Annotated in this window: 26 protein-coding genes; 13 read left to right on the forward strand and 13 right to left on the reverse strand. The window is 65.3% G+C overall.

Going from position 1 to position 20,465, the window contains the following annotated elements; all coding sequences use genetic code 11:
- Positions 1–101: 101 nt before the first annotated feature.
- Entirely contained in the window at positions 102–980 is an 879-nt protein-coding gene (locus tag JAB4_RS17000; RefSeq protein WP_070218420.1) for an EamA family transporter, read from the forward strand.
- A 103-nt stretch (positions 981–1,083) separates the two neighbouring features.
- Positions 1,084–1,518 carry a cytochrome c family protein gene (locus tag JAB4_RS17005; protein ID WP_227741974.1) on the forward strand — a complete coding sequence of 145 codons (435 nt, stop codon included), beginning with the start codon at positions 1,084–1,086 and terminating at the stop codon, positions 1,516–1,518.
- A 46-nt stretch (positions 1,519–1,564) separates the two neighbouring features.
- On the opposite strand, the gene JAB4_RS17010 is transcribed toward JAB4_RS17005, so the two are convergent.
- The 5 genes from JAB4_RS17010 to JAB4_RS17030 form a co-directional block, all read right to left on the reverse strand.
- Positions 1,565–1,915: a hypothetical protein gene (locus tag JAB4_RS17010; protein ID WP_070218421.1), complete on the reverse strand. Its 351-nt coding sequence runs from the start codon at positions 1,913–1,915 to the stop codon at positions 1,565–1,567.
- A 12-nt stretch (positions 1,916–1,927) separates the two neighbouring features.
- A complete protein-coding gene (locus JAB4_RS17015) occupies positions 1,928–2,191 on the reverse strand; it encodes a DUF378 domain-containing protein (protein ID WP_083287209.1) in 264 nt (87 codons plus the stop codon).
- Positions 2,192–2,404: 213 nt separating this feature from the next.
- Positions 2,405–2,935 carry a GNAT family N-acetyltransferase gene (locus tag JAB4_RS17020; RefSeq protein ID WP_070218422.1) on the reverse strand — a complete coding sequence of 177 codons (531 nt, stop codon included), beginning with the start codon at positions 2,933–2,935 and terminating at the stop codon, positions 2,405–2,407.
- A gap of 7 nt (positions 2,936–2,942) precedes the next feature.
- Positions 2,943–3,515 (reverse strand): XRE family transcriptional regulator, encoded by a 573-nt coding sequence (locus tag JAB4_RS17025; protein WP_070218423.1) that lies wholly within the window; start codon positions 3,513–3,515, stop codon positions 2,943–2,945.
- A gap of 32 nt (positions 3,516–3,547) precedes the next feature.
- Positions 3,548–4,447: a LysR family transcriptional regulator gene (locus JAB4_RS17030; protein ID WP_070218424.1), complete on the reverse strand. Its 900-nt coding sequence runs from the start codon at positions 4,445–4,447 to the stop codon at positions 3,548–3,550.
- A gap of 107 nt (positions 4,448–4,554) precedes the next feature.
- Between JAB4_RS17030 and JAB4_RS17035 the strand changes: the two genes are divergently transcribed.
- Together JAB4_RS17035 and JAB4_RS17040 are read left to right on the forward strand one after the other, a co-directional pair.
- Positions 4,555–5,631, forward strand: a complete 1,077-nt coding sequence (locus JAB4_RS17035; protein ID WP_070218554.1) for a YeiH family protein — start codon at positions 4,555–4,557, stop codon at positions 5,629–5,631.
- Between the two features lie 107 nt (positions 5,632–5,738).
- Entirely contained in the window at positions 5,739–6,380 is a 642-nt protein-coding gene (locus JAB4_RS17040) for a LysE family transporter (RefSeq protein ID WP_070218425.1), read from the forward strand.
- 2 nt (positions 6,381–6,382) lie between these two features.
- On the opposite strand, the gene JAB4_RS17045 is transcribed toward JAB4_RS17040, so the two are convergent.
- A complete protein-coding gene (locus JAB4_RS17045) occupies positions 6,383–7,147 on the reverse strand; it encodes an alpha/beta hydrolase (protein WP_070218555.1) in 765 nt (254 codons plus the stop codon).
- Positions 7,148–7,235: 88 nt separating this feature from the next.
- Between JAB4_RS17045 and JAB4_RS17050 the strand changes: the two genes are divergently transcribed.
- Positions 7,236–7,994, forward strand: a complete 759-nt coding sequence (locus JAB4_RS17050; RefSeq protein WP_217494515.1) for a helix-turn-helix transcriptional regulator — start codon at positions 7,236–7,238, stop codon at positions 7,992–7,994.
- Here the strand turns inward: JAB4_RS17050 and JAB4_RS17055 are convergent.
- From JAB4_RS17055 to JAB4_RS17085, 7 genes are all read right to left on the reverse strand, one after another.
- Positions 7,991–8,632 carry a CatA-like O-acetyltransferase gene (locus JAB4_RS17055; protein ID WP_070218556.1) on the reverse strand — a complete coding sequence of 214 codons (642 nt, stop codon included), beginning with the start codon at positions 8,630–8,632 and terminating at the stop codon, positions 7,991–7,993. The two genes, JAB4_RS17050 and JAB4_RS17055, sit on opposite strands and share 4 nt — an antisense overlap.
- Positions 8,633–8,669: 37 nt before the next feature.
- Positions 8,670–9,059: a DUF5071 domain-containing protein gene (locus tag JAB4_RS17060; protein ID WP_175444765.1), complete on the reverse strand. Its 390-nt coding sequence runs from the start codon at positions 9,057–9,059 to the stop codon at positions 8,670–8,672.
- A 13-nt stretch (positions 9,060–9,072) separates the two neighbouring features.
- Positions 9,073–10,293, reverse strand: coding sequence for an MFS transporter (locus JAB4_RS17065; RefSeq protein ID WP_070218427.1), 1,221 nt, complete (start codon positions 10,291–10,293; stop codon positions 9,073–9,075).
- Positions 10,294–10,427: 134 nt separating this feature from the next.
- Positions 10,428–10,739: a pentapeptide MXKDX repeat protein gene (locus JAB4_RS17070; protein ID WP_070218428.1), complete on the reverse strand. Its 312-nt coding sequence runs from the start codon at positions 10,737–10,739 to the stop codon at positions 10,428–10,430.
- A 191-nt stretch (positions 10,740–10,930) separates the two neighbouring features.
- The gene (locus JAB4_RS17075; RefSeq protein WP_070218429.1) at positions 10,931–11,707 is read right to left on the reverse strand and encodes a molybdopterin-dependent oxidoreductase; all 777 of its coding nucleotides are present in this window, start codon (positions 11,705–11,707) and stop codon (positions 10,931–10,933) included.
- Between the two features lie 4 nt (positions 11,708–11,711).
- A complete protein-coding gene (locus JAB4_RS17080; RefSeq protein ID WP_070218430.1) occupies positions 11,712–12,308 on the reverse strand; it encodes a cytochrome b/b6 domain-containing protein in 597 nt (198 codons plus the stop codon).
- Entirely contained in the window at positions 12,308–13,114 is an 807-nt protein-coding gene (locus tag JAB4_RS17085) for a DUF1223 domain-containing protein (RefSeq protein ID WP_071650140.1), read from the reverse strand. The genes JAB4_RS17080 and JAB4_RS17085 overlap by 1 nt, the downstream gene beginning before the upstream one ends.
- A gap of 131 nt (positions 13,115–13,245) precedes the next feature.
- Between JAB4_RS17085 and JAB4_RS17090 the strand changes: the two genes are divergently transcribed.
- The 8 genes from JAB4_RS17090 to JAB4_RS17125 all read left to right on the forward strand — a co-directional run bounded on the left by JAB4_RS17090 (position 13,246) and on the right by JAB4_RS17125 (position 20,419).
- Entirely contained in the window at positions 13,246–13,836 is a 591-nt protein-coding gene (locus tag JAB4_RS17090; RefSeq protein ID WP_070218431.1) for a sigma-70 family RNA polymerase sigma factor, read from the forward strand.
- The gene (locus JAB4_RS17095) at positions 13,833–14,480 is read left to right on the forward strand and encodes a DUF1109 domain-containing protein (protein WP_070218432.1); all 648 of its coding nucleotides are present in this window, start codon (positions 13,833–13,835) and stop codon (positions 14,478–14,480) included. The genes JAB4_RS17090 and JAB4_RS17095 overlap by 4 nt, the downstream gene beginning before the upstream one ends.
- Positions 14,481–14,611: 131 nt before the next feature.
- On the forward strand, positions 14,612–16,120 hold the full coding sequence (locus JAB4_RS17100) for a DUF4331 domain-containing protein (protein ID WP_083287213.1): 1,509 nt from the start codon (positions 14,612–14,614) through the stop codon (positions 16,118–16,120).
- Between the two features lie 13 nt (positions 16,121–16,133).
- The gene (locus JAB4_RS17105) at positions 16,134–16,382 is read left to right on the forward strand and encodes a hypothetical protein (protein ID WP_070218433.1); all 249 of its coding nucleotides are present in this window, start codon (positions 16,134–16,136) and stop codon (positions 16,380–16,382) included.
- Between the two features lie 64 nt (positions 16,383–16,446).
- Positions 16,447–17,661: a hypothetical protein gene (locus JAB4_RS17110; RefSeq protein WP_139143684.1), complete on the forward strand. Its 1,215-nt coding sequence runs from the start codon at positions 16,447–16,449 to the stop codon at positions 17,659–17,661.
- Entirely contained in the window at positions 17,658–18,791 is a 1,134-nt protein-coding gene (locus JAB4_RS17115) for a HupE/UreJ family protein (protein WP_083287214.1), read from the forward strand. The genes JAB4_RS17110 and JAB4_RS17115 overlap by 4 nt, the downstream gene beginning before the upstream one ends.
- Positions 18,792–18,920: 129 nt before the next feature.
- On the forward strand, positions 18,921–19,430 hold the full coding sequence (locus JAB4_RS17120) for a sigma-70 family RNA polymerase sigma factor (protein ID WP_070218435.1): 510 nt from the start codon (positions 18,921–18,923) through the stop codon (positions 19,428–19,430).
- On the forward strand, positions 19,427–20,419 hold the full coding sequence (locus tag JAB4_RS17125; protein ID WP_070218436.1) for a FecR domain-containing protein: 993 nt from the start codon (positions 19,427–19,429) through the stop codon (positions 20,417–20,419). The genes JAB4_RS17120 and JAB4_RS17125 overlap by 4 nt, the downstream gene beginning before the upstream one ends.
- Positions 20,420–20,465: the final 46 nt, after the last annotated feature.

Genomic DNA, 20,465 nt, shown 5'->3' on the forward strand with positions numbered 1-20,465 from the left:
ATGGCGTCACTAATTTCTCAGCACACAAACCCGAACTCCAGTGATCAGAGCTTTCCTAAAAATAAAGCCGTGCATCCGATGCCGTATTAAAATACCGCCCCATGACCTCCCCCGCCTCGACCTCCGCCCTCCCCGACAACATCCTGCTCGCTTCCCTGGCCGTCCTGGGAGGGCAGATTTCCGTCAATCTGGGGGCGGCGATTGCGAAGAATCTGTTTCCCGTCATCGGGGTCGAGGGGATTACGGCGTACCGCGTGGGGTTCTCGGCGCTGATCCTGCTGGCCATCTTCCGGCCGTGGCGCTACCGGCTGACGCGCAAGGATGTGCTGAATTTGCTGGTCTACGGTTCCGTGCTGGGGTTGATGAACTTGCTGATTTACCGGGCGTTTGCGCTGATACCGATCGGTATCGCCGTCGCCATCGAGGTAACGGGGCCGCTGGCCGTGGCCATGCTGTCGTCGCGGCGGCCACGCGATTTGCTGGCCGTCGCGTGCGCCGTGTTTGGCTTGTATTTACTGTTGCCGCTGCAAGGCAGTCCGGGCAGCCTGGACCCTGTCGGCGTGGCGTATGCGCTGGGGGCGGCCCTGTGCTGGGCGCTGTACATCATCTTCGGCAAGCGCGCCTCGACCTTGCAGGGCGGCCAGGCCGTCGCCTGGGGCATGACGGTGGCGGCGATGGTGACGGTGCCCATCGGCATCACCTACTCGGGAACAGCCTTGCTGGCGCCGTCGATTGCCTTGATGGGCCTGGCAATCGCCATGCTGTCCAGCGCGCTGCCGTATTCGCTGGAAATCTTTGCCTTGCGCCGCTTGCCGCAAGGGGTGTTCGGCATGTTCAGCAGCGCGGCGCCGGCCGTCAGCGCGCTGGCCGCCATGGCGGTGCTGGGAGAATTGCTGAGCCTGACCCAGTGGCTGGCCATCGCCTGCATCGTGTTTGCGTCGGCCATGGCGGCGCTGGGCGCACAGGGCGGCAAGCGCTAGCGGTATTGCATCCGTCGTGCGCCGCTTCCTCGCATCCATGTCGTGCTGGCGGGCAGATTTTGATGTGCGCCTGTAAAATGCGTCATCGTTTGCCACGCATTGCATGCCCGCCTCACCGATGACATCCACCTTTCTTTGTCGCCTGCTCTTCCCTCTGGCCGCTGCAGCCCTGCTGCTGGCGCCAGCAGCCGTCGCGCAGGCTGCCGCTCCCGCCCCCCTCACCGGCAATGCCGAAGCGGGCAAGGCAGCATTTCGCAAATGCGCTTCCTGCCATCAGGTGGGACCATCGGCGCGCGGCGGCTTCGGCCCCAAGCTGACGGGCGTGATCGGCCGCAAGGCCGGCGCCACTACCGACTACAAATACTCGGCGGCCATGAAAAACGCGAATATTGTCTGGACCGAGCAAAACCTGGCCGCCTTCCTCAAGGCGCCCAGCGATTTCATTCCCGGCAATAACATGCGCTTCTGGGGCATCGGCAATGCGCAGCAAGTGGCCGACTTGCTGGCCTACCTGCGCACGCAGCAAGCCGTCCCATAACGCATGCATGGACAGCCGGACACCGCATCCAGCTCATGACGCCAACTCAAGCCTCCAGCGCTTGCAGCACGCCCTTGCGCTTCTTGTGTGCCGCCTCATAAGCGCGCAGCCGCTTGCGCTGGGCAGCGGACAGGCCGTCCAGCTTGCCGCGGATCTGCGCCACCGTCAGTTGCTGGTAGCCAGCGATGGGCAAGTCAGGCGGTGACGCCTCCGGGGCAGCGCCGCCGGCTTTTTTCCGCTCCTGCGCTTGCCTGGTTTCACCCGACTGCGCCCTTTGCTTGTTCACGATGCGCGCCGCGACCTCTTCCTCGCGGCCCGGGTAACGTCCTTCCTGCTTGAAATCGCGTTCCAGCTTCTTGAATTCGCGTTCACGCTTGGGGCTTGCACCAACAGGCATCTATCCTCCCGTCTAGGATTTGGCCGGGAACTTGCGCAGGCACAGGTAAATGGAATACAGCGCCGCCAGCCCCACCAGCACGTACACGCCGCGCGAAGCCGCCGTCATGGCACCGAGGATGCGGGCCACGATGTCGATATCGAACAGGCCCACCAGCGCCCAGTTCAAGCCGCCCACGATCAAGAGGATCATGGAGATCCAGTCGACCACGTTCAAGCGCTTTTCCGACATTTCCTGTTTTGCCGCACCGTCCGATCCTGCCTGGATATTCGCCATATCAGCCTCCTGTAAGAAGAAAGGACCCGCCGCCGGGTCTATCAAAGAACAGTGTAGGCGCGGCACCGGCACACGCCAGTCGGACGATGCCGGGTATCGACGTAGGACGGGTCTGTAATAAGGCAGGTGATTTTATCTGGCAACAAGCCAGCTCACGGTGGGGGCCAACGGCATCGTGGGCTGTCTTCCGATGCCTGAGTTCCCCTTGCCAGGTCATTGCTGCAGTTGCTTGTACATGATGGTGGTGGCGTCCAGCCGGTCGCCGGCCGGCGCCAGCGCATAGGCGGGGATGCTGCCCGCCACCACGTAACCGAGCGACAAATACAGCGCTTGCGCATGGTCGCCGCTGCGCGTGTCCAGGGTCAGCAGGCTGCACGGCAGCTGCCGCGCCTGTTCTTCCAGCGCCTGCATCAGCTGGCGGGCGATGCCATGCCGGCGGAAAGCGGGCGCGACCAGCAGCTTGCGCACTTCGGCCCGGTGCGCCTGGTTGGGATTGGTGTCCCAGTCCAGCTGCACGGCACCGGCCACCTTGCCTTCCACTTCGGCCACCAGCAGCAGGCGCACGCCGCGCGTGACGGCCGGCAAGACGTTATCCGTCCAGAACGCCTGGCTGGCCGCCGTATCGAACGGCAGGATAAAACCGATGCTGGCGCCGTCGTGCACGCAGTCTTGCAGCAAGGCGCCCAGTTCCGGCAGGCGTACAAGAATATCGGCGGGCAAAAAATGGCGTAGCGATGGGGACATATCAACCTCAGACGATGAACAAAAAATAGCGGGCACCGCTGTCCGGCGGGGTCGTAAACGCGCTGGCGCCATGCAACTGGTAGCGCAGGCAATCGCCGGGCAGCAAAGCGTGGGAGCGGCCGTCGACCGTCACGTTGAGCTTGCCCTCCTGCAGCAGCAGATGATGTTCCATGCCGGGCCGGGGCGAGGCGGCGTAGGCGATCGTCACGCCCGCACCCAACTCGCATGCGAGCGCTTCGCCGGCCAGCGCGCGCGACGGGGGCGAGACGGAGCGGCGGACAAAGCCGGTGTCCGGGTCCGTCCACACGGTTTGTTCCGCCCGCAGCAGCAGGGGCGGAAAATCGTCCTCGACCATGCGCAGCAGGCGCGACATGGCCAGGCCATACGCGGCGCACAGCTTGCCCAGCACGGCTGTCGTCGGGCTGACTTCGCCATTTTCCAGGCGAGACAGGGTAGCGCGGCTGACCTGGCTCAAGTGAGCCAGCTGGTCCAGCGACCAGCTCCGCTCCACGCGCAACTGTTTTAATCGCGCGGCCAGGCGCTGTTCCGTCTCGCTCTCTGTGAGTATCGAATTTTCCATATAAGGGAATTTATTCCATATATGGAAAAACGTCAAGCCATGCGCGAGGCGTGGCGGCACAGTTCCAGAAAACCTGTCAAACGGGGCGAGAGGATCTTTTTGGCTTGGCGGATCAGATAGAAATTGCGTTCCAGGGGCGGCAGCATGGTTTCCAGCTCCACCAGTTGGCCGCTGGCCAGCAAATCGGCCACCACCACCCGCGACAGGCAGGCGATGCCGAGACCGGCCGCCGCGCCATACTTGATCGCTTCCGAATTGCTGAACTCGCCTGCGGCGCGCAGATAGTGCAGGTACGGCACCAGCGCCTGCTCCACGGCTTCGCGCGTGCCCGAGCCCGCCTCGCGCAGCAGCCAGCCCGCCTGGTTCAGCTCCGCAAAGCTGAGCAAATGGCGCAGCTGCGCCAGCGGGTGCGTGGGCGCGGCCACGATCAGCATCTGGTCCGTCAGCCACGGCTCGACCAGCAAGCCCGCTTCGTGACACGGCCCTTCGATCAGGCCGATATCGACACGGAACTCCGCCACGGCGGCCGCGATGTCGGCCGTGTTGGCAATCGTCACCTGCGGGATGCTGCGCCCGTACTGCTGCGACGCCTGGGCCAGGATCTGCGGCAGCAGATAGATGCCGATGGTCGTGCTGGCGCCGATCTGCAGGCTGACGGGCACGGACGGGTCGGCGCCCGCAAACTGGCGCTCGATGCTGGCGGCCGCGTCGCGCATCTGCCGCGCCTGCGGCAACAGCAAACGGCCATTGTCGTTGAGCAGCAATCGCTTGCCGACCCGGTCGAACAGTTGCGCCCCGAGCAGGGCTTCCAGCTCGTTCAGGGCCGCGCTGGTAGCCGATTGCGACAGCGCAATCTGCTCGCCGGCCGCGCTGGTGCTGCCCGTGTCCGCCACGGCCAGGAATATCTGCAGTTGCCGCAAAGTCAAAGCCATCTTATTTACCTATTTTTTAGGTCAAACATACAAAAACAATCCGTTTTACCATTTAATCGACAAACTGTACAGTCATGCCATACGAACCATGAACCATGGAGTACGGCATGTCTTCTCTATCAACAACTAATACCACCAGTTTCAGCGACCGCTATGGCCGCCTCCTGCCCGGCCTGCTGCTGAGCGGCCTGATCGCCTGGGGCGCCATCGCGCTGGGCAAGCTGGAATGGATGCAAAGCCACGGCATGAGCGCCCTGACCCTGGCCATCATGCTGGGCATTGTGCTGGGCAACAGCGTGTATGGCAGCCTGGCGCCCACCTGCGGCGCGGGCGTGGCTTTTTCCAAGCAGACATTATTGCGTCTTGGCATCATCCTCTACGGATTCCGCTTGACGTTCCAGGATATCGGCCAGGTGGGCCTGGCCGGCATCGCCATCGACGCGCTGGTGCTGGCGTCCACGTTTGGCCTGGCCATGTTCCTCGGCACCAGGGTGTTCAAGCTGGAACGCAACAGCGCCATTCTGATCGGCGCGGGCAGTTCGATCTGCGGCGCGGCAGCCGTGATGGCGACGGAGCCCGTCGTCAAGGGGCGCAGCGAGGACGTCACCGTCGCCGTCTCCACCGTCGTGGTGTTCGGCACCATCGCCATCTTTTTGTATCCCGTGCTGTACCAGCTGAACCTGGGCTGGCAAGTGCTGGGCGCCACGCCCACGGCCTTCGGCGTGTACATCGGTTCGACCGTGCATGAAGTGGCGCAAGTGGTGGCGGCCGGCAAGTCGATCGGGCAAGAGGCGGCGAATGCGGCTGTGATCGCCAAGATGGTGCGCGTGATGATGCTGGCGCCGTTCCTCGTCATCCTGTCGGCCCTGCTGGCGCGCGGCAAGGCCAAAGATGGCGGCCACGACAAGGCGGCCAAGCTGGCCATCCCCTGGTTTGCCTTCATTTTTATTGCCGTGGTGGCATTCAATTCGCTGGGCCTGTTGCCAGCGGGCACGGTCGCCACCATCACCGACATCGACACGGCCCTGCTGGCCATGGCCATGGCGGCCCTGGGTTTGACGACGCACATGTCGGCCATCCGCCGCGCCGGCATCAAGCCCCTGTTGCTGGCCGGCCTGCTGTTCTGCTGGCTGATCGCCGGCGGCGCGGCCATCAACCATGTGGTCGCAAGCCTGTTTGCCTGACCTTGAGCCGGATTCAGGCCGGGGCCGCTGACACGGGAGCCGAAAACTTCGTACAATAGACGTGTTTTGACTTCCCAATCCGGCTTCGGCCCCACCCAGGAACATCCATGCACCTCTCGAACTGGCTGCTTTTCTGCAGCGTCGCCCTGCTCGTCACGTTTTCTCCCGGCCCGGCCGTCTTGCTGGCCATCTCGAATGCCATCGCCGTCGGCCCCCGCCGCGCGATGATCAGCAGCATGGGCAATGGTTTTGGCTTGTTCATCATTTCCGGCGTGGCCATGGCCGGCATGGGCGTCGTGCTGGCCACCTCGGCCACGGCCTTCATGCTGCTGAAACTGGCCGGCGCCCTGTATCTGGTGTTCCTGGGCATCAAGCAATGGCGCAGCAAGACCAGCGTCGTGGCCGATGCGCCCGTGGTGCAAGGCGCGGCGAATCCAAATTCATTCTGGAAACTCTTCCGCCAGGGCTTGACGGTCGCGCTGACCAATCCGAAAGCCATTTTGTTCTTCTCGGCCCTGTTTCCGCAATTCATCACGCCGGGCGAGCCGGTGGCCATCCAGTTCACCGTGCTGACGACCTCGTTCGTCGCCTGCGCCATGCTGGCCCATCTGTTCTATGCCAACCTGGCGCGCCTGCTGAAAACCCAGCTGGCAACGCCAGGCCGCGCCAAGCTGTTCAACCGCATCACGGGCGGCGCCTTCGTGCTGCTGGGCCTGAGCCTGCTGCGCCTGCGCAGCAAGGCAGCATAAGGTCACTGCGCCGATAGAAACGCCTCGATGCTGGCCGCCAGGGCCAGCGGCGTTTCATTCATCGGATAGTGTCCCGCATTGCCCAGCACCTCCAGCCGGGCTTGCGGGTACCACGCCAGATACGTGCGGCGCATCAAGTCCGCATCAAAGCGGGGGTCGTGTTCCCCCACCAGCGCCAGCAAGGGCAGGTTCGGCGCTGATCCTTGCACTTCGCCGCTGAAATCCGTTTCGCTCCACGCGAGAAAATAGGCGGCGAACGCGGCCTGATCCGAACTTTCCCACGAATACTGCGCCTTCCAGTCCAGCCAGCTTGCAGGCAAGCGCCCGCCCGTGCTGCGATCGATGATGGCGCGCCGCGCCTGCACATCGTCGCTGGCGTCGAGAAACAGTTGCCGGGCCGTGCCCTGCAGCGCCACGCCGCAGCTGGGCACGGGCGCCACGGCCACCAGCTTGCGCAGCCGCAAGGGCGCCAGCAAGGCCAGCCGTTCCAGCGCCATGCCGCCCATCGAATGGCCGACCACGCTGAATGTGGCAAAGCCCAGCGCATCGGCCAGCGCCAGCGCGTCGCGGGCGACCTCTTCCATCGAATACTCGCCCGACGCGCCGCGCATGCCGCCATAGCCGCGATTGTCCATGAAGACATAGCTGAAGGCGCCGCCATTGAGGGCCGTTTCCATGGGCGCGAACGCGTGCGCGTCGCCAAACCAGCCGTGCAGGACGATGACGGCGTGGGGGCCATGGCCCACGCGATGATAGGTATTGTGCATATGCATCCTTGAAGGAAAAGTCTGCATGGTAATGGCACAGGTAACGGCCCGCCTTCGATGCCAGGTCAAACACTGTAGAGTACGGGCCATGGATGATTTTTATACGGAAGTGCCGCGAACACTGATCGCCACGGCGCGCGACTATGCCGCCGGCGAGATATTTCCCAACCACAGCCATGCGCGCGGGCAATTCGCGTATGCGGCGCGCGGCGTCATCAGCGTGCACACGCCGCAGGGCAACTGGCTGGTGCCGCCGCAACGGGCTTGCTGGCTACCGGCCGGACTCGTCCACGGCATGCGCATGCATGGCGCCGTGACCATGCACAACGTGTTTATCGCCCCTGACGCCATCGCCAGCATGGATTTGCCATCCGATTGCCAGGTGCTCGATGCCACGCCGCTGCTGCGCCAGCTGCTGGCCGAAGCGGTGACCGTGGAAGCCTTGTATGTGCAGGCGTCGCGCGCCGGGCGGTTGATGGCCTTGCTGCTCGACGAAATCGCCGCTGCCAGTCCCCTGCCCCTGAGCGCGCCCCTGCCGCAGGACGCCAGGCTGGCGCGGCTGTGCATGGACATGCTGCGGCAACCGCGCCTGGACAGCGGCCTGGACGCGATGGCGATGCAGGCGGGCATGAGCCGGCGCACGTTCACGCGGCAGTTCCGCACCCAGACGGGGCTGGCCTTTGCCCAATGGCGCCAGCAAGCGTGCCTGCTGGCCGCCATCACGCGGCTGGCCGAAGGACAAGCCGTCACCCGCGTGGCGCTCGATCTCGGTTATGCCAGCCCCAGCGCCTTTACGGCCGCCTTCCGCCGCGTGCTGGGGCAGGCGCCCAGCGACTATTTAGCTTAGGCAATCATGGCGGCGATGCGCTGTGCCAGCGCCTGCGCCAGTTTCTGCACATGGTAGCCATCGACAAAGCCATGGTGGGCCTGCGCGGAAAACGGTATCCGCATGCAGTCGTCCGGCTGCGCGGGGCCGAATTTTCCCCAGGTAAAGGTCGGGATATCGGCGTCGCGGTGGCGGCAGATCGGGTGCTCGATCGCCGCCAGCTCCAGCCATGGCAAACAGGTAATGAAGATATTGTTGCGCTGCTCGCGCTCGCTTTGCCCCTCGCCCGTGTTGATCAGCGCGCAGCTCGCTTCGGCGATGCGCTTGGCTTCCAGGCTGCGTTCGATGAAGAGATCGAGCTGGTCCGTCATGATGAAACGCGTATAGTTGAGGTTCTCGTCGCTGTTGATGACGGTGTAGGACGCGGGAAAATCGTCGATACGGATCACTTCGCCCTGGCAGATGCGGTACATGAAATTGTCGATGTCCTTGACCGTATTGAGCAGGCAAAACAGGAAAAAGTGAAACACGGGAATGTTCCGTTCCTTGCACCAGGGGCGGAAATCGGGCACGTCGAGCTGGAAATTGATGTTGACGAGGGGATTGTCAAACGCGCGGAACAAATCGTAGCGGTCGCGCCGCTTTTCAAAATTTTTCATGCGGCGAGTGTAGACGATGGAAGTGCTGGCGGGCAAGTCACGCCGCACCAGCGCCGCTGCCCGCCAAAATCTCCCGGGCCACCTCGGCCACGCCTTCTTCCAGCTCGGCAGCCGTTGGCGACAGGGCGAAGCGCTGCAATTCCCCGTCCACCGCGGCAGCGAGCCCGGGGGAATGGCGCACGATGCCCAGCAGAACAACATATTTCCATTGTTCATCGTCACTGGCCAGCACCGTCTTGAGATACGGAGCCAGGCGCGGACCGATGCCGGCCAGGTAAGGCAGGAGGACGGCGGCCACGGGCCAGTTGGCGTCCTGCACCCACTCCAGGATCTGCGGCATGGCGGGACGCAGTTCTTCCCAGCGCAAGGCGGTCAGGGCTTGCGCATTGTCCGTATCGTGTTTGTCGCGCGGCAATGGCAGACTCATGCGAGGCATCCTGTCATGCGGCGCCGCCATGCGCCAGGCCCCGCTGCACCTTCCACGCCAGCGGCAAGGTCAGCAGTAATACGGCCGCCAGCGCCAGCAAGGCCGTGGGCACGCTCGTATGGTCGCCCAGCGCGCCGAACAGCACGGGCGACAGCGCGCCGCCGCCGATGCTGCCCGTGTAGAACAGGGCAAACGCGTGCTCGCGCTTGCCTGGCTCGGCCAGTTCCGGCACCACGCCGTACAGCACGGACGAGGTGCCGTTCAGCGCCAGCCCCAGCAGGGGCAGCATGGCCATGATGCCGGCCAGCGGCAGCCACAGGGCCGCGACGATCAGCAGCGAGGTCATCGATTCCGTCAGCCACACGGTCTTCATCATGCCGATGCGCGCGCCCAGGTAGCCGCACAGCAGCTTGCCGAAGGCGCCGCCCACGAACAGCAGCGACAAGGCCACGCCGATGCCGGCCGTGCCCGCGCCCTTGCTTTTCAGCAAGAACGGCAAGAAGGTGAGAAAACCCATGCGCACGGCGCTGTCCAGGGTGCCCGTCGCCAGCAGCGCGCGAAAGCTTGCTTTGGAGCCGCTGCCAGTGACGAGTTTGACCGCTTTCTTCTGACTGGCCTGGATCTCTTCCGGCTTCGGCAACAGCCACCACAGCAAGCCGGCCGCCGCCAGGCCCAGCAAGCCCAGCAGGGAAACGCTCGCTTGCCAGCTGCATACGAGCAACAGCAAGCCCACCAGCGCGGGAATCAGGGTCTTGCCGATATCGCCCGCAAAATTGTAGTGCGACAACGCTTCCTTCACGCCGCCGCCCGCCTCGTGCGTGTCGGTGACGATGGAAGACGCCAGCGGATGCTGGGTGCTGGCGCCCAGGCCGCCCAGCAGCAAGGCGATCAGCAGCACGGCCAGGCCGCCCGCCTGCCCCGCGATCAGGTAGGCGACGCCGGCCAGCGCCGTGCCGCCCACCAGCATGCGCTCGCGTCCCCAGCGCTTCGCCAGGCGGCTGGCCAGCAGCTGGAACCCGGCCATCATGCCCGAGTAGGACCCGCGCAACAGCCCCACCATGGCGTAGCTGATGGCAAACTGCGCCTGCCAGATGGGCAGCAGCACATAGATCACGTCCGTCAAGCCGTCATGCACGGCATGCGCGCTGCAGGCGGCGAACAGCGAGCGGCGGCGGATCGATTTATCGGAAGGATGTGCTTCGGGGGACAGCGTGGCAACGGACGGTTCGGTCATGACTGTGCATGCGGGAAATCAGGAGGCATCCAGCTTACACCAATTAGCAAGTTCGCATCCTGAGCCAGCATGGGTGAACGCTGGAAAACGCGCGCGGCCTGGCGCCATCGCGTTGACGGCGCCAGGCCCCTGCACTACTTGGCCATCGCATCCTTGGCCATGCCATCCTTTTTCATTTCATCCTTTTTCATTTCATCCTTCTTCATACCGTCTTTCCCCATGGCATCTTTTGCCATGCCATCCTTGGCCATGTGATCCTTCTTCATGTGTTTCTTGGCCATCGGCTTGTGCATGCCGTCCTTGCCCATCGCATCCTTGTGCATGGCGTCGGCCGAGGCAGGCTTGGCCATCGCGTCTTTCTGCATGGCGTCCTGGGCAAACGCGGCGCCCGACATGAGGATGGCGGAAGCGATGATGGCGGCGAAGGTGGTAATGGTGGTTTTCATGATATGTCCTTGTCTCAGTGTTGGATGGGCGAGATTGCCCGGTGGTAAAACTATTGCTGCGCTACAGGGTGCTGCTTGCTGCTGAACATAAGGAAGGCCGGGAGGTGCTCAGGGCCAGGCGCATTGCCGCAGGCAGTACGACTAGTACGACAAGGCAATGCAACGCCGCCCTGGCCGGCTCCCCGGCCTTTCTAGGAACCGCCGAACCAGTTGTAGCCCTGATTCTCCCAATACCCTCCCGGGTAGGTATTCGTGACAAAAATGGCCTGGATGTGCTTGGGGTTCTTGTAGCCCAGCTTGGTCGGCATGCGCAATTTCATCGGGTAGCCGTATTTCGGCGGCAATTCCTGGCCGTCGTACGTGAGGGCCATGATGGTTTGCGGATGCAGGGCCGTGGCCATGTCGATGCTCGTGAAATAATCGTCGGCGCACTGGAAGCCGATGTATCTGGCCGTCGTGTCGGCGCCCACGCGCTTGAGGAAATGGGAAAACGGCACGCCGCCCCACTTGCCGATGGCGCTCCAGCCTTCCACGCAGATGTGGCGCGTGACCTGCGTTTCCTGCGGCAAGGCGCGCAGCTGCGGCAGGGTCCACGGCTTCTTGTCGGCGATCAAGCCGCTCAACTCCAGGCGCCAGGCGTCGCCATCGACCTGTTCCACCTCATCCTCGCCGTAATAGGCGTTGAAGGGAAACGGCCGCGTGATCATGGAGTCCGGGTAAGTCGGCGCCAGTTTATTCGGGTCGAACAGCCAGCCCTGCACCCGGTCGTTCATGCGCGACACGGCCGTCAAGGCTGTCTCGATGCTGGACGGGTCGCTGGCGTTGCAACCCGTCAGCAAGGACAGGCCCCCCAGAGTCAGGCTGCGCTGCAAAAACAGGCGCCGCGACGGCTGTTTGATCTGGCGCAAGGCGTCGGCCAGCATGGCCTGGCCCTCTTCTTGCACGAGGATGGTTTTTTTCATGCTCATCTCCTTAGCGGCCGCGCAACATGGCGACCAGGGTGCGCGGCACCAGTGCCACCATCAGCAGGTGCACGCCCACAAAGCCCGTCAGCAGCGCCATGGCGATGAAGTGGACCCTGCGCGCGCTCTCGTAGCCGCCCAGCAGTTCGCGCAGCAGGGGAAACTGCACGGATTTCCACAGCACCAGGCCGGACAGCACCAGCACGATGCAATCGAGCATGACGAACAGATAGGCGGCGCGCTGCACCATGTTGTAGCGGCGCGGGTCCGCATGGGCCAGCTTGCCCTTCAGCGCGGCGATGAAATCGGCCAGCAGCGCTCGCGGCGAGAGGGGAAAGAACTGGCGCCGCAGCCGTCCCGAGACGATATTGATGACCAGATACAGCAGGCCATTGGCCACCAGCAGCCACATGGCGGCGAAATGCCATTGCAGGGCGCCGCCCAGCCAGCCGCCCAGGGTCAGCGCGCGTGGCAACTCGAACGGGAAGAATGGCGCCGCGTTGTAGATGCGCCAGCCGCTGGTGGCCAGCACTACCACGGCCACGGCATTGAACCAGTGCGTCAGGCGCAGCCAGGCAGGGTGGATCACGCTCGCTTGTCCGTTCATCACATCACCCCTTTCGCGCAGGATGCCGTACTGACGGCTTGCAGGATGGCGCTGCTGTCGGCCCGCTGCACGAAGGCGACGATTTGCAGGTTTTCCGGGCGCCAGCTGGCGGGCAGGCTGACTTCGCGGCGCAGCCGGGCGCGGCCTTGCGCCAGCGCAACCGGCCCCAGCCACAGGCGCACGGCCGCATCGTGATGCAGGGTGGCGCCGCGGTTTTCGCCGCGCAGCACGGTCGAGACGATGCCGTTTTCGCTGATGGCGACGTATAGCTGGCCGTCCGTCCGCGCATCCGGCGCGCTGGCATCGGCTTCCAGCAGCAGCTTCCCACCCGGCGCCGGCGTGGCGGACAGGCGGATAGCGACGGGCGCGGCGGTCGCGTTGATGCGGCGGATGGCGGCCGGCAGCTGCGTATCCCAGCCGCGCAATTCCGTGCCGCCCACGAAGAACTGGGGCGTATAGGCCACATGGCGCGGCTGGTGGCGCAACAGCTCGGCCTGGCGCGCATCGAATTGCGCCTGCGCCAGCGGGTCCGTCCAGCCGATCTGGTCCCAGTACGTGACGTGCAGGGCCAGCGGCACGATCAGGCTGGCCGCCCCCGCTTCCTTGCGCAAGGCGTTCAGGCGCTGGTCGGCGGGCGGGCAGCTGGAGCAGCCTTCGCTGCTGTACAGCTCCACCAGCGCCGCCGTCTGCGCACCGCTTTTGACTTCGCAGCGCTGGCCGGAAGCCATCTGCGCCATGGCCGGCGCTACCACAGCCATGCTCAGCAAGGGTAAAAGTAATGTTGCAAGGCGCTGCTTGATGTCCATGGTCTTTCACCGGTATATTAAAAATAGGAAGCGTGCTTGCCTGTCAATTCGCCGCACCGTGCGGATTGGTTACAGCCACCCTCAAATAATTTAAGATTTATTTTTTTCAACGCCTGTCACCAAAGGCTTGCATGCAACGAATACCAATAAGCGAGCAGTTGCACGGCACGGAATTGCGGCTGCACGGCTTGATGCTGCGCGGCCTCGATGGCGATGCGGCGGCGTATCGCAGTTTCTTGCAGGCAAGCAGCGCCCATTTGCGCGCGTTTTTCCGGCGCCGCCTGCAGCGCTGGCCGGACGAGGTGGAAGACCTGGTGCAGGAGTGTCTGCTGGCCATCCACAACCAGCGCTTGACGTATGACACGGGGGTGCCGCTGACGTCGTGGATCCATGCGATCGCGCGCTACAAGATGATCGACTGGCTGCGCCGGCATGGTCGGCGCGAGGCGCAGCACTTGCCGTATGACGAAGAAGATAGCGCGCAGGAACTGTTTTCCAGCGCCGATGCCGAGGCGGCCGAGGCCAGCCGCGACCTGGGCAAGCTGCTGGCCACCTTGCCGGCGCAGCAGCGCGACGCCATCGTGCATACCAAGCTCGACGGCTGGTCCGTGCGCGACACGGCGGCGGCCATGGACATTTCGGAAGCCAGCGTCAAGGTGGCCGTGCACCGCGGCTTGAAGGCCCTGGCGGCCCATTTAAGGATAGAAGGAAACGCACCATGAAAACCGATGACTTGATCGCCATGCTGGCCAGCGGCCCGGACGTGGCCGCCGCGGCGCCGCCCGGCACGCACTGGCGCGCCGCAGGCACCTTGGGCGCCGGCCTGCTGGCCAGCGTGGCCCTGATGGCCATGCTGCTGGGCGTGCGGCCCAACCTGGAACAGCTGGCACTGCTGCCCGACTTCTGGATCAAGGTGGGCTTCGTCGTGTGCCTGTGCCTGGCGGCCTGGCACGTCAGCCGCCGCCTGTGCGTGCCGGGCGCCAACACAAGCGCCCTGCCCCTGCTGCTCGCCATGCCCCTGCTGCTGATGTGGGCGCTGGGCGCCATCATCCTGAACGAAGCGCCGCCCGAACAGCGCGCCGATCTGTTCTGGGGCGCCACCTGGCGCAGCTGCCCCCTGCTGATCGCCATGCTGTCGCTGCCCATCCTGGCCGCCGTGCTGCGCCTGATGCGCCAGCTGGCGCCCACGCGCCTGCGGCTGGCCGGCGCCGCCGCCGGTTTTGCCGCCGGCGGCATGGCTGCCCTCGTGTATTGCCTGCATTGCCCGGAGCTGGCGGCCAGCTTCGTCGGCTTCTGGTACGTGCTGGGCATGCTGGTGCCGACCGCCATCGGCGCCGCCCTCGGTCCCAAAGTGCTGGCCTGGTAGGGGGCCTACAAGGTCAGTTGCAGACTTTGACAAAGAGTTGAATCCGTTTTTTGTAGCCGTTCGTATAAGCCAGGCAGCCTGCAGTTTCTTGGACTTGTCTGTCAACGCCAACAAAAATCGGGAGAATCGAAATGTCATTGTCATACTCGAAAACCGCACTGGGCGCCGCACTCCTGGGCAACCTTCTCGCCGTTTCCTTCACTTTGGCCATCGCGCCAGCCGCCTACGCGTCCAGCCACCGCGAAGCGCCGTTCATCACGCAAAACCCCAAAGTCGACGCCACCGACTTCTACATGTTCCGCAGCTATGAAGCGGGCCGCGGCGCCTACACCACCCTGGTGGCCGACTATATTCCCCTGCAGGACGCCTACGGCGGCCCGAATTACTTCGCCATGGACCCGAACGCCCTGTACGAAATCCATATCGACAACAATGGCGACGGCAAGGAAGACCTCACCTTCCAGTTCCGCTTCAGCAATACCATCAAGGACGGCCAGTTCACCGTGGGCGGCAAGAAAGTGTCGATTCCGCTCGTCATCAACGGCGGCGCCATCGATTCCGTCAACCCGGCCGGCCTGAACGTGCGCGAAACCTACAGCGTGACGGTGGTGCGGGGCGACCGCCGCTCGGGCACGCGCAGTAGCGTGACCAACGCCACAGGCGGCGGCACGACGTTCGACAAGCCCGTCGACTACATCGGCACCAAGTCCATCCCCAACTATGCCGCGTATGCCGCGCAGCACGTCTACACGGTCAACATCCCCGGCTGCGCCACGCCGGCGCGCATGTTCGTCGGCCAGCGCAAGGACCCGTTCGTGGTCAACCTGGGCGAAACGTTTGACTTGATTAACATCAAGGCGCCTGCCACGGAGTTTGCCGCGAATGCGGAGTCCGCCGCCAGGGATGACCTGGCCCGCAAGAACGTCACGGCCATCGAGATGGAAGTGCCAACCGCGTGCCTGACGGCGGGCCTGGAGCCCGTCATCGGCGGCTGGACCACGGCCAGCCTGCGCCAGGGGCGTCTGCTGAACCCGGCGCCGGGCAGCACCGCGGCATCGAAGGAAGGCGGCGCGTGGGTGCAAGTGTCGCGCCTGGGCATGCCGCTGGTGAATGAACTGGTCATCGGCCTGAAGGACAAGGACCGCTTCAACGCCAGCAAGCCGTCGGGCGACGCGCAGTTTGCCGACTACGTCACCAACCCGACGGCGCCGGCGCTGGTGGAAGTGCTGTTCGGCTCGGCAGGCGCCAAGGCGCCCACCAACTTCCCCCGCAACGACCTGGTGGCCACCTTCTTGACGGGCATCAAGGGCGTCAACCAGCCCGTCACCGTGACGGCATCGGAAATGCTGCGCCTGAATACGTCCATCGCGCCCACCGCCGTGGGATCGCAAAAGCGCCTGGGCGTGATCGATGGCGACAACGCAGGCTTCCCGAACGGCCGGCGCCCCGGCGACGACGTGGTCGACGTGGTGCTGCGCGTGGCCATGGGCAAACTATGCACCTTGAACATCGGCTGCTCCCCGGCCGACGCTCCCGCAGGCGCCCTGCACTTCACGGACGGCGCTTTCCTGGATGAAACCTTCTTCACGGCGGGTTTCCCTTACCTGAAAACGCCCGTGGCCGGTTCGCCACAGCAGTAACAAGGAGAACGCGATGAAAAAGCTCTATCTGATCGGCGCCCTGGCGCTCGCGGCCCTGCTGGCCGGCTGCGGTGGCGGCGGCAGCAGCCATGGCGGCGATAACGGCAACGGCGGCACCACGCCGCCGCCCGTGGTCTTGCTCGATGCGTTTTATATGGCCGTCAGCAACGTCATCCTGACCACCAGCGATGACAAGGATGGCGTCGCCATCGACGCCATCATGGCGACGTCGCCGGAAGACACGGAACCGGTGCCGCTGTAAAGCCCTTGCGGGCGCCGGAGTGTCCGCTCTCCGGTACCCGCATCAATGACTGTTGATGGCATCCATGATGAAAACACCGATTTCCCTGCTGTGCGCCTGCCTGCCCCTGCTGGCCCAGGCCGCGCCCTACACGCCGAAAGACGGCGGCGCCGTCATCGAACAGCTGCCGCGCCGCGCCGACGCCACGCAGAGCGAGCTGCGCGGCCTGCGCCAGCAATTGAATGCCACGCCGCAAGACATGACCCTGGCGGCAAGCCTGGCGCAGCGCTACATCGCCCTGGCGCGCAGCGAAACGGACCCGCGCTACCTCGGCTACGCGCAAGCGGCCTTGGCGCCCTGGTGGCGGCAAGCGGCGCCGCCCCTGCCCGTGCGCCTGCTGCGCGCCACCATATTACAAAGCACCCACAAGTTCGGTCTCGCCCTGCAAGACCTCGACGCCGTCATCGCGCAGCAGCCGCACAACGCCCAGGCATGGCTGACGCGCGCCACCGTGCTCACCGTGAAGGGCGATTACGCGCAGGCGACCGCCAGCTGCGCCCGGCTGTCGGCGCTTTCCACGCAGCTGGTCACAGTCACCTGCCTTGCCAATATCGCCAGCGTCACGGGCCGGGCCACCGCCAGCGAGCGCCTGCTGGACCTGACCCTGCAAAGGAGCGCCGGCGCGGCGCCCGAGCTGGAAAGCTGGGCCGCCACCCTGCTGGCGGAAATGGCCACGCGGCGCGGAGATTCAACGCTGGCCGAAGCCCGCTACAAGACCGCGCTGGCGCGGCAGCCGCGCGACAGCTACCTGCTGGGCGCCTACGCGGATTTCCTGCTCGACCGGCAGCGTCCGCAGGAAGTCGTCAAGTTGCTGCAAGACCGGCAGCGCATCGACGCCCTGCTGCTGCGTTACGCGCTGGCCCTGCAATCGCTGCCCGGCCAGCAAGCGGCATTCCAGGCGGCCAAGGCCGAGCTGGCGGCCCGCTTCACCGCCGCCATGCAGCGGGGCGACACCGTGCACCAGCGCGAGCAAGCCCGTTTCGCCCTGTTTTTGCAAAAAGATGTGCCGGCCGCCCTGCAGCTGGCGCAGCAGAACTGGGCCATCCAGAAGGAAGCGCCCGACATGCGCATCCTGCTCGAAGCGGCCCTGGCCGCGCGCAACTACGCGGCGGCCCGGCCCGTACTGGCGTGGGTGGCGGCGAATGGCGTGGAAGATACGGTCCTGCAAGGACTCGTCAGACAGCTGGGCCCGCAGGATGGGCAAAAAGTCAGTATTATCAGGAAAGCAGGTGTGCTGTGAGGTGTGCTGTAAAGCGCTGCCTGTTCATCCTGCTCCTGTGCGCCTGGCTGGCCCCCGCGCAGGCGCACAAGCCCAGCGACAGCTATCTGAGCCTGACCGTGCACGGCCAGCAGATCGAGGGGCAATGGGATATCGCCCTGCGCGACCTCGATTTCGCCATCGGCCTCGACGGCAACGGCGACGGCGCCCTGACCTGGGATGAAATCCGCGCGCGCCATGCGGCGATTGCCGCCTACGCGCTGCAGCGCCTGCAGCTGACCAGCGACCAGGGCGCCTGCCCCCTGCAAGCCGCCGGGCAGCTGATCGACAACCACACGGACGGCGCCTACAACGTGCTGCGCTTCCAGGCCACTTGCCCGGGCGGCGCTGCGCCGGCCAGTGTGACCATCGGCTACACGCTGTTCGCCGACCTCGACCCGCAGCACAAGGGGCTGCTCAAGATCGATAGCGGCGGCGCCACGCAAACGGCCATCTTCGACCCGGACAGCCCGCGCCAGACCATCTCGCTGGCCGCGCCCGACCGCCTGGCGCAGTTCGGCGCCTACGTGAAACACGGCATCTGGCACATCTGGATCGGCTACGACCATATTTTGTTTTTGCTGTCGCTGCTGCTGCCGGCCGTGCTGCTGCCGGGCTTGCGCGAGCAGCAGCACGGTCTGAAGGCGGCCTTCCTTGACGTGCTGAAAGTCGTCACGGCGTTCACGCTCGCCCATTCCATCACCCTGAGCCTGGCCAGTCTGTCGCTCGTATCGCTGCCGTCGCGCTGGGTGGAGTCGGCGATCGCCGCTTCCGTGATCCTGGCCGCGCTGAACAACCTGCTGCCCCTGTTCCGCGGCAAGCGGCCCGTGGCCGCGTTCGCCTTCGGCCTGATCCACGGCTTCGGCTTTGCCAGCGTGCTGCGCGACCTGGGCTTGCCGCAAGGCTCGCTGCTGGCCAGCCTGCTGGGCTTCAACGTGGGCGTGGAAATCGGCCAACTGGCCATCGTCGCCGCCTTCTTGCCCCTCGCGTGGCTGCTGCGCAAGACCTGGCTGTACCGGCAAGTGCTGACCGTGGGGTCGCTGGCGATTGCCCTGGTGGCGTGCGTGTGGCTGGTCGAGCGGGTGGCCGATATCAAGCTGATCCCGGCCTGATGCGGGCCCGACAGCGTTGCTGGCCCGCCACTGCCGGGCCACAAGTCGCGGCAATCGGGCTACAATACGAACAATTCTCAATCGCATCAAGGCCTGTCTGTCCTGTGGACCGTGGCATGGAAAGGTTGCATGCTACGCCCCGAACTGGAACTGCACCAGCAAATCGAAGTCCTGTACAGCGACCACCACGGCTGGCTGCAGTGCTGGCTGCGCCGCAAGCTGGGCAACGCCTTCGATGCGGCCGACCTGGCGCACGACACGTATCTGCGCATCCTCGCGCGGGGCCGCGCGCCCCAGCCGGAAGAATCGCGCCAGCATCTGGCGCAGATCGCCAACGGCCTGGTGGTGGACCTGTTCCGCCGCAGGCATATCGAGGCCGCCTATGCGGACGCCATCGCCGCGCAGCCGGAAGCGACCGTCCCCACGCCGGAAATGCGCGCGCTGATCGTCGAGACACTGCTGGAAATCGACGCCATCCTCGCCAGCCTGCCAGCCAAGGTGCGCGACGCCTTCCTGCTGTGCAAGCTCGAAGGCATGGCGTATGCCGACATCGCCGCGCGCCTGGGCGTATCCGTCTCGTCCGTGGAAAAATACATCGCCCGCGCCCTGCTGGCCTGCTGTGCGGCGCAATTCGCATGAGTTCCCAAGCGGACGGCGCCCCCATCGCCCCCGCCGCGCTGCAGCGTGCCGCCGAGTGGATGGCGCGGCTGTGGGCGGAAGACGCCAGCGTGGCCGACGCGGATGCCTGCGCCGCCTGGCGCGCCGCCCACCCCGAGCACGAGCGGGCCTGGGCCCGGCTGCAGCGCTTCGCCCGGCAATTCGACGCTTTGCCGCGCGAGGTCGCGCGCGGCGCGCTGGCGCCGGTCCAGCGCCGTGCCACCGGGCGCCGGCGCGCCTTGCAGCTGCTGGGCCTGATCGCGGCGGGCGGCGGCACGGCCCTGCTGGCGCACGAATCCGGCCTGTGGCAACGAACGGGCATGGGCAGCGACTACCGCACTGCCGTGGGCGAGACGCGCGCCATCGTGCTGGCCGACGGCACGCAGGTGGTGCTCGACACGGCCAGCGCCATCGACGTGCGCTACAACGCCGGCGAACGGCGCATCGTGCTGCGCGCGGGCGCCATCCTCGTCACCAGCGCGCATGAAAACGCGGCAGTCTACCGCCCTCTGCTGGTGGCAACGCCGCAGGGCACGGCCACGGCACTGGGTACGCGCTTCTCCGTGCGCCTCGACGATGGCGTCAGCCAGGTCGCCGTCTTCCAGGGCGCCGTGGCCCTGCAGCCGGCCCGCGCCGGGGCGGAATCCCTGCATCTGCAGGCGGGCCAGCGCGCCGGCTACACGCGGCAGGACGTGCAGGACGTGGCGAGCGTGGAAGACAGCGCCGCCGCCTGGGCGCAGGGCAGCCTGGTGGCCGAGCGCATGCGCCTCGATGACTTGCTGGCCGAGCTGGGCCGCTACCGCCACGGCGTGCTGCGCTGCGACGAGTCCATCGCCGCTCTGCGCGTGACGGGCGTGTATACGCTGCGCGACACGGACCGCTCGCTGGCCAACCTGGCCCTGAGCCTGCCCGTGCAATTGCGCTACCGCACGCGCTACTGGGTCAGCGTGGGGCCGCGCCAGGCGTCCTGAAAAATACCTGCAAAATAATTGAAAAAACGTTGAGGGTTTTGGCTTT

Source organism: Janthinobacterium sp. HH102 (assembly GCF_001758625.2).
Classification (GTDB): domain Bacteria; phylum Pseudomonadota; class Gammaproteobacteria; order Burkholderiales; family Burkholderiaceae_D; genus Janthinobacterium.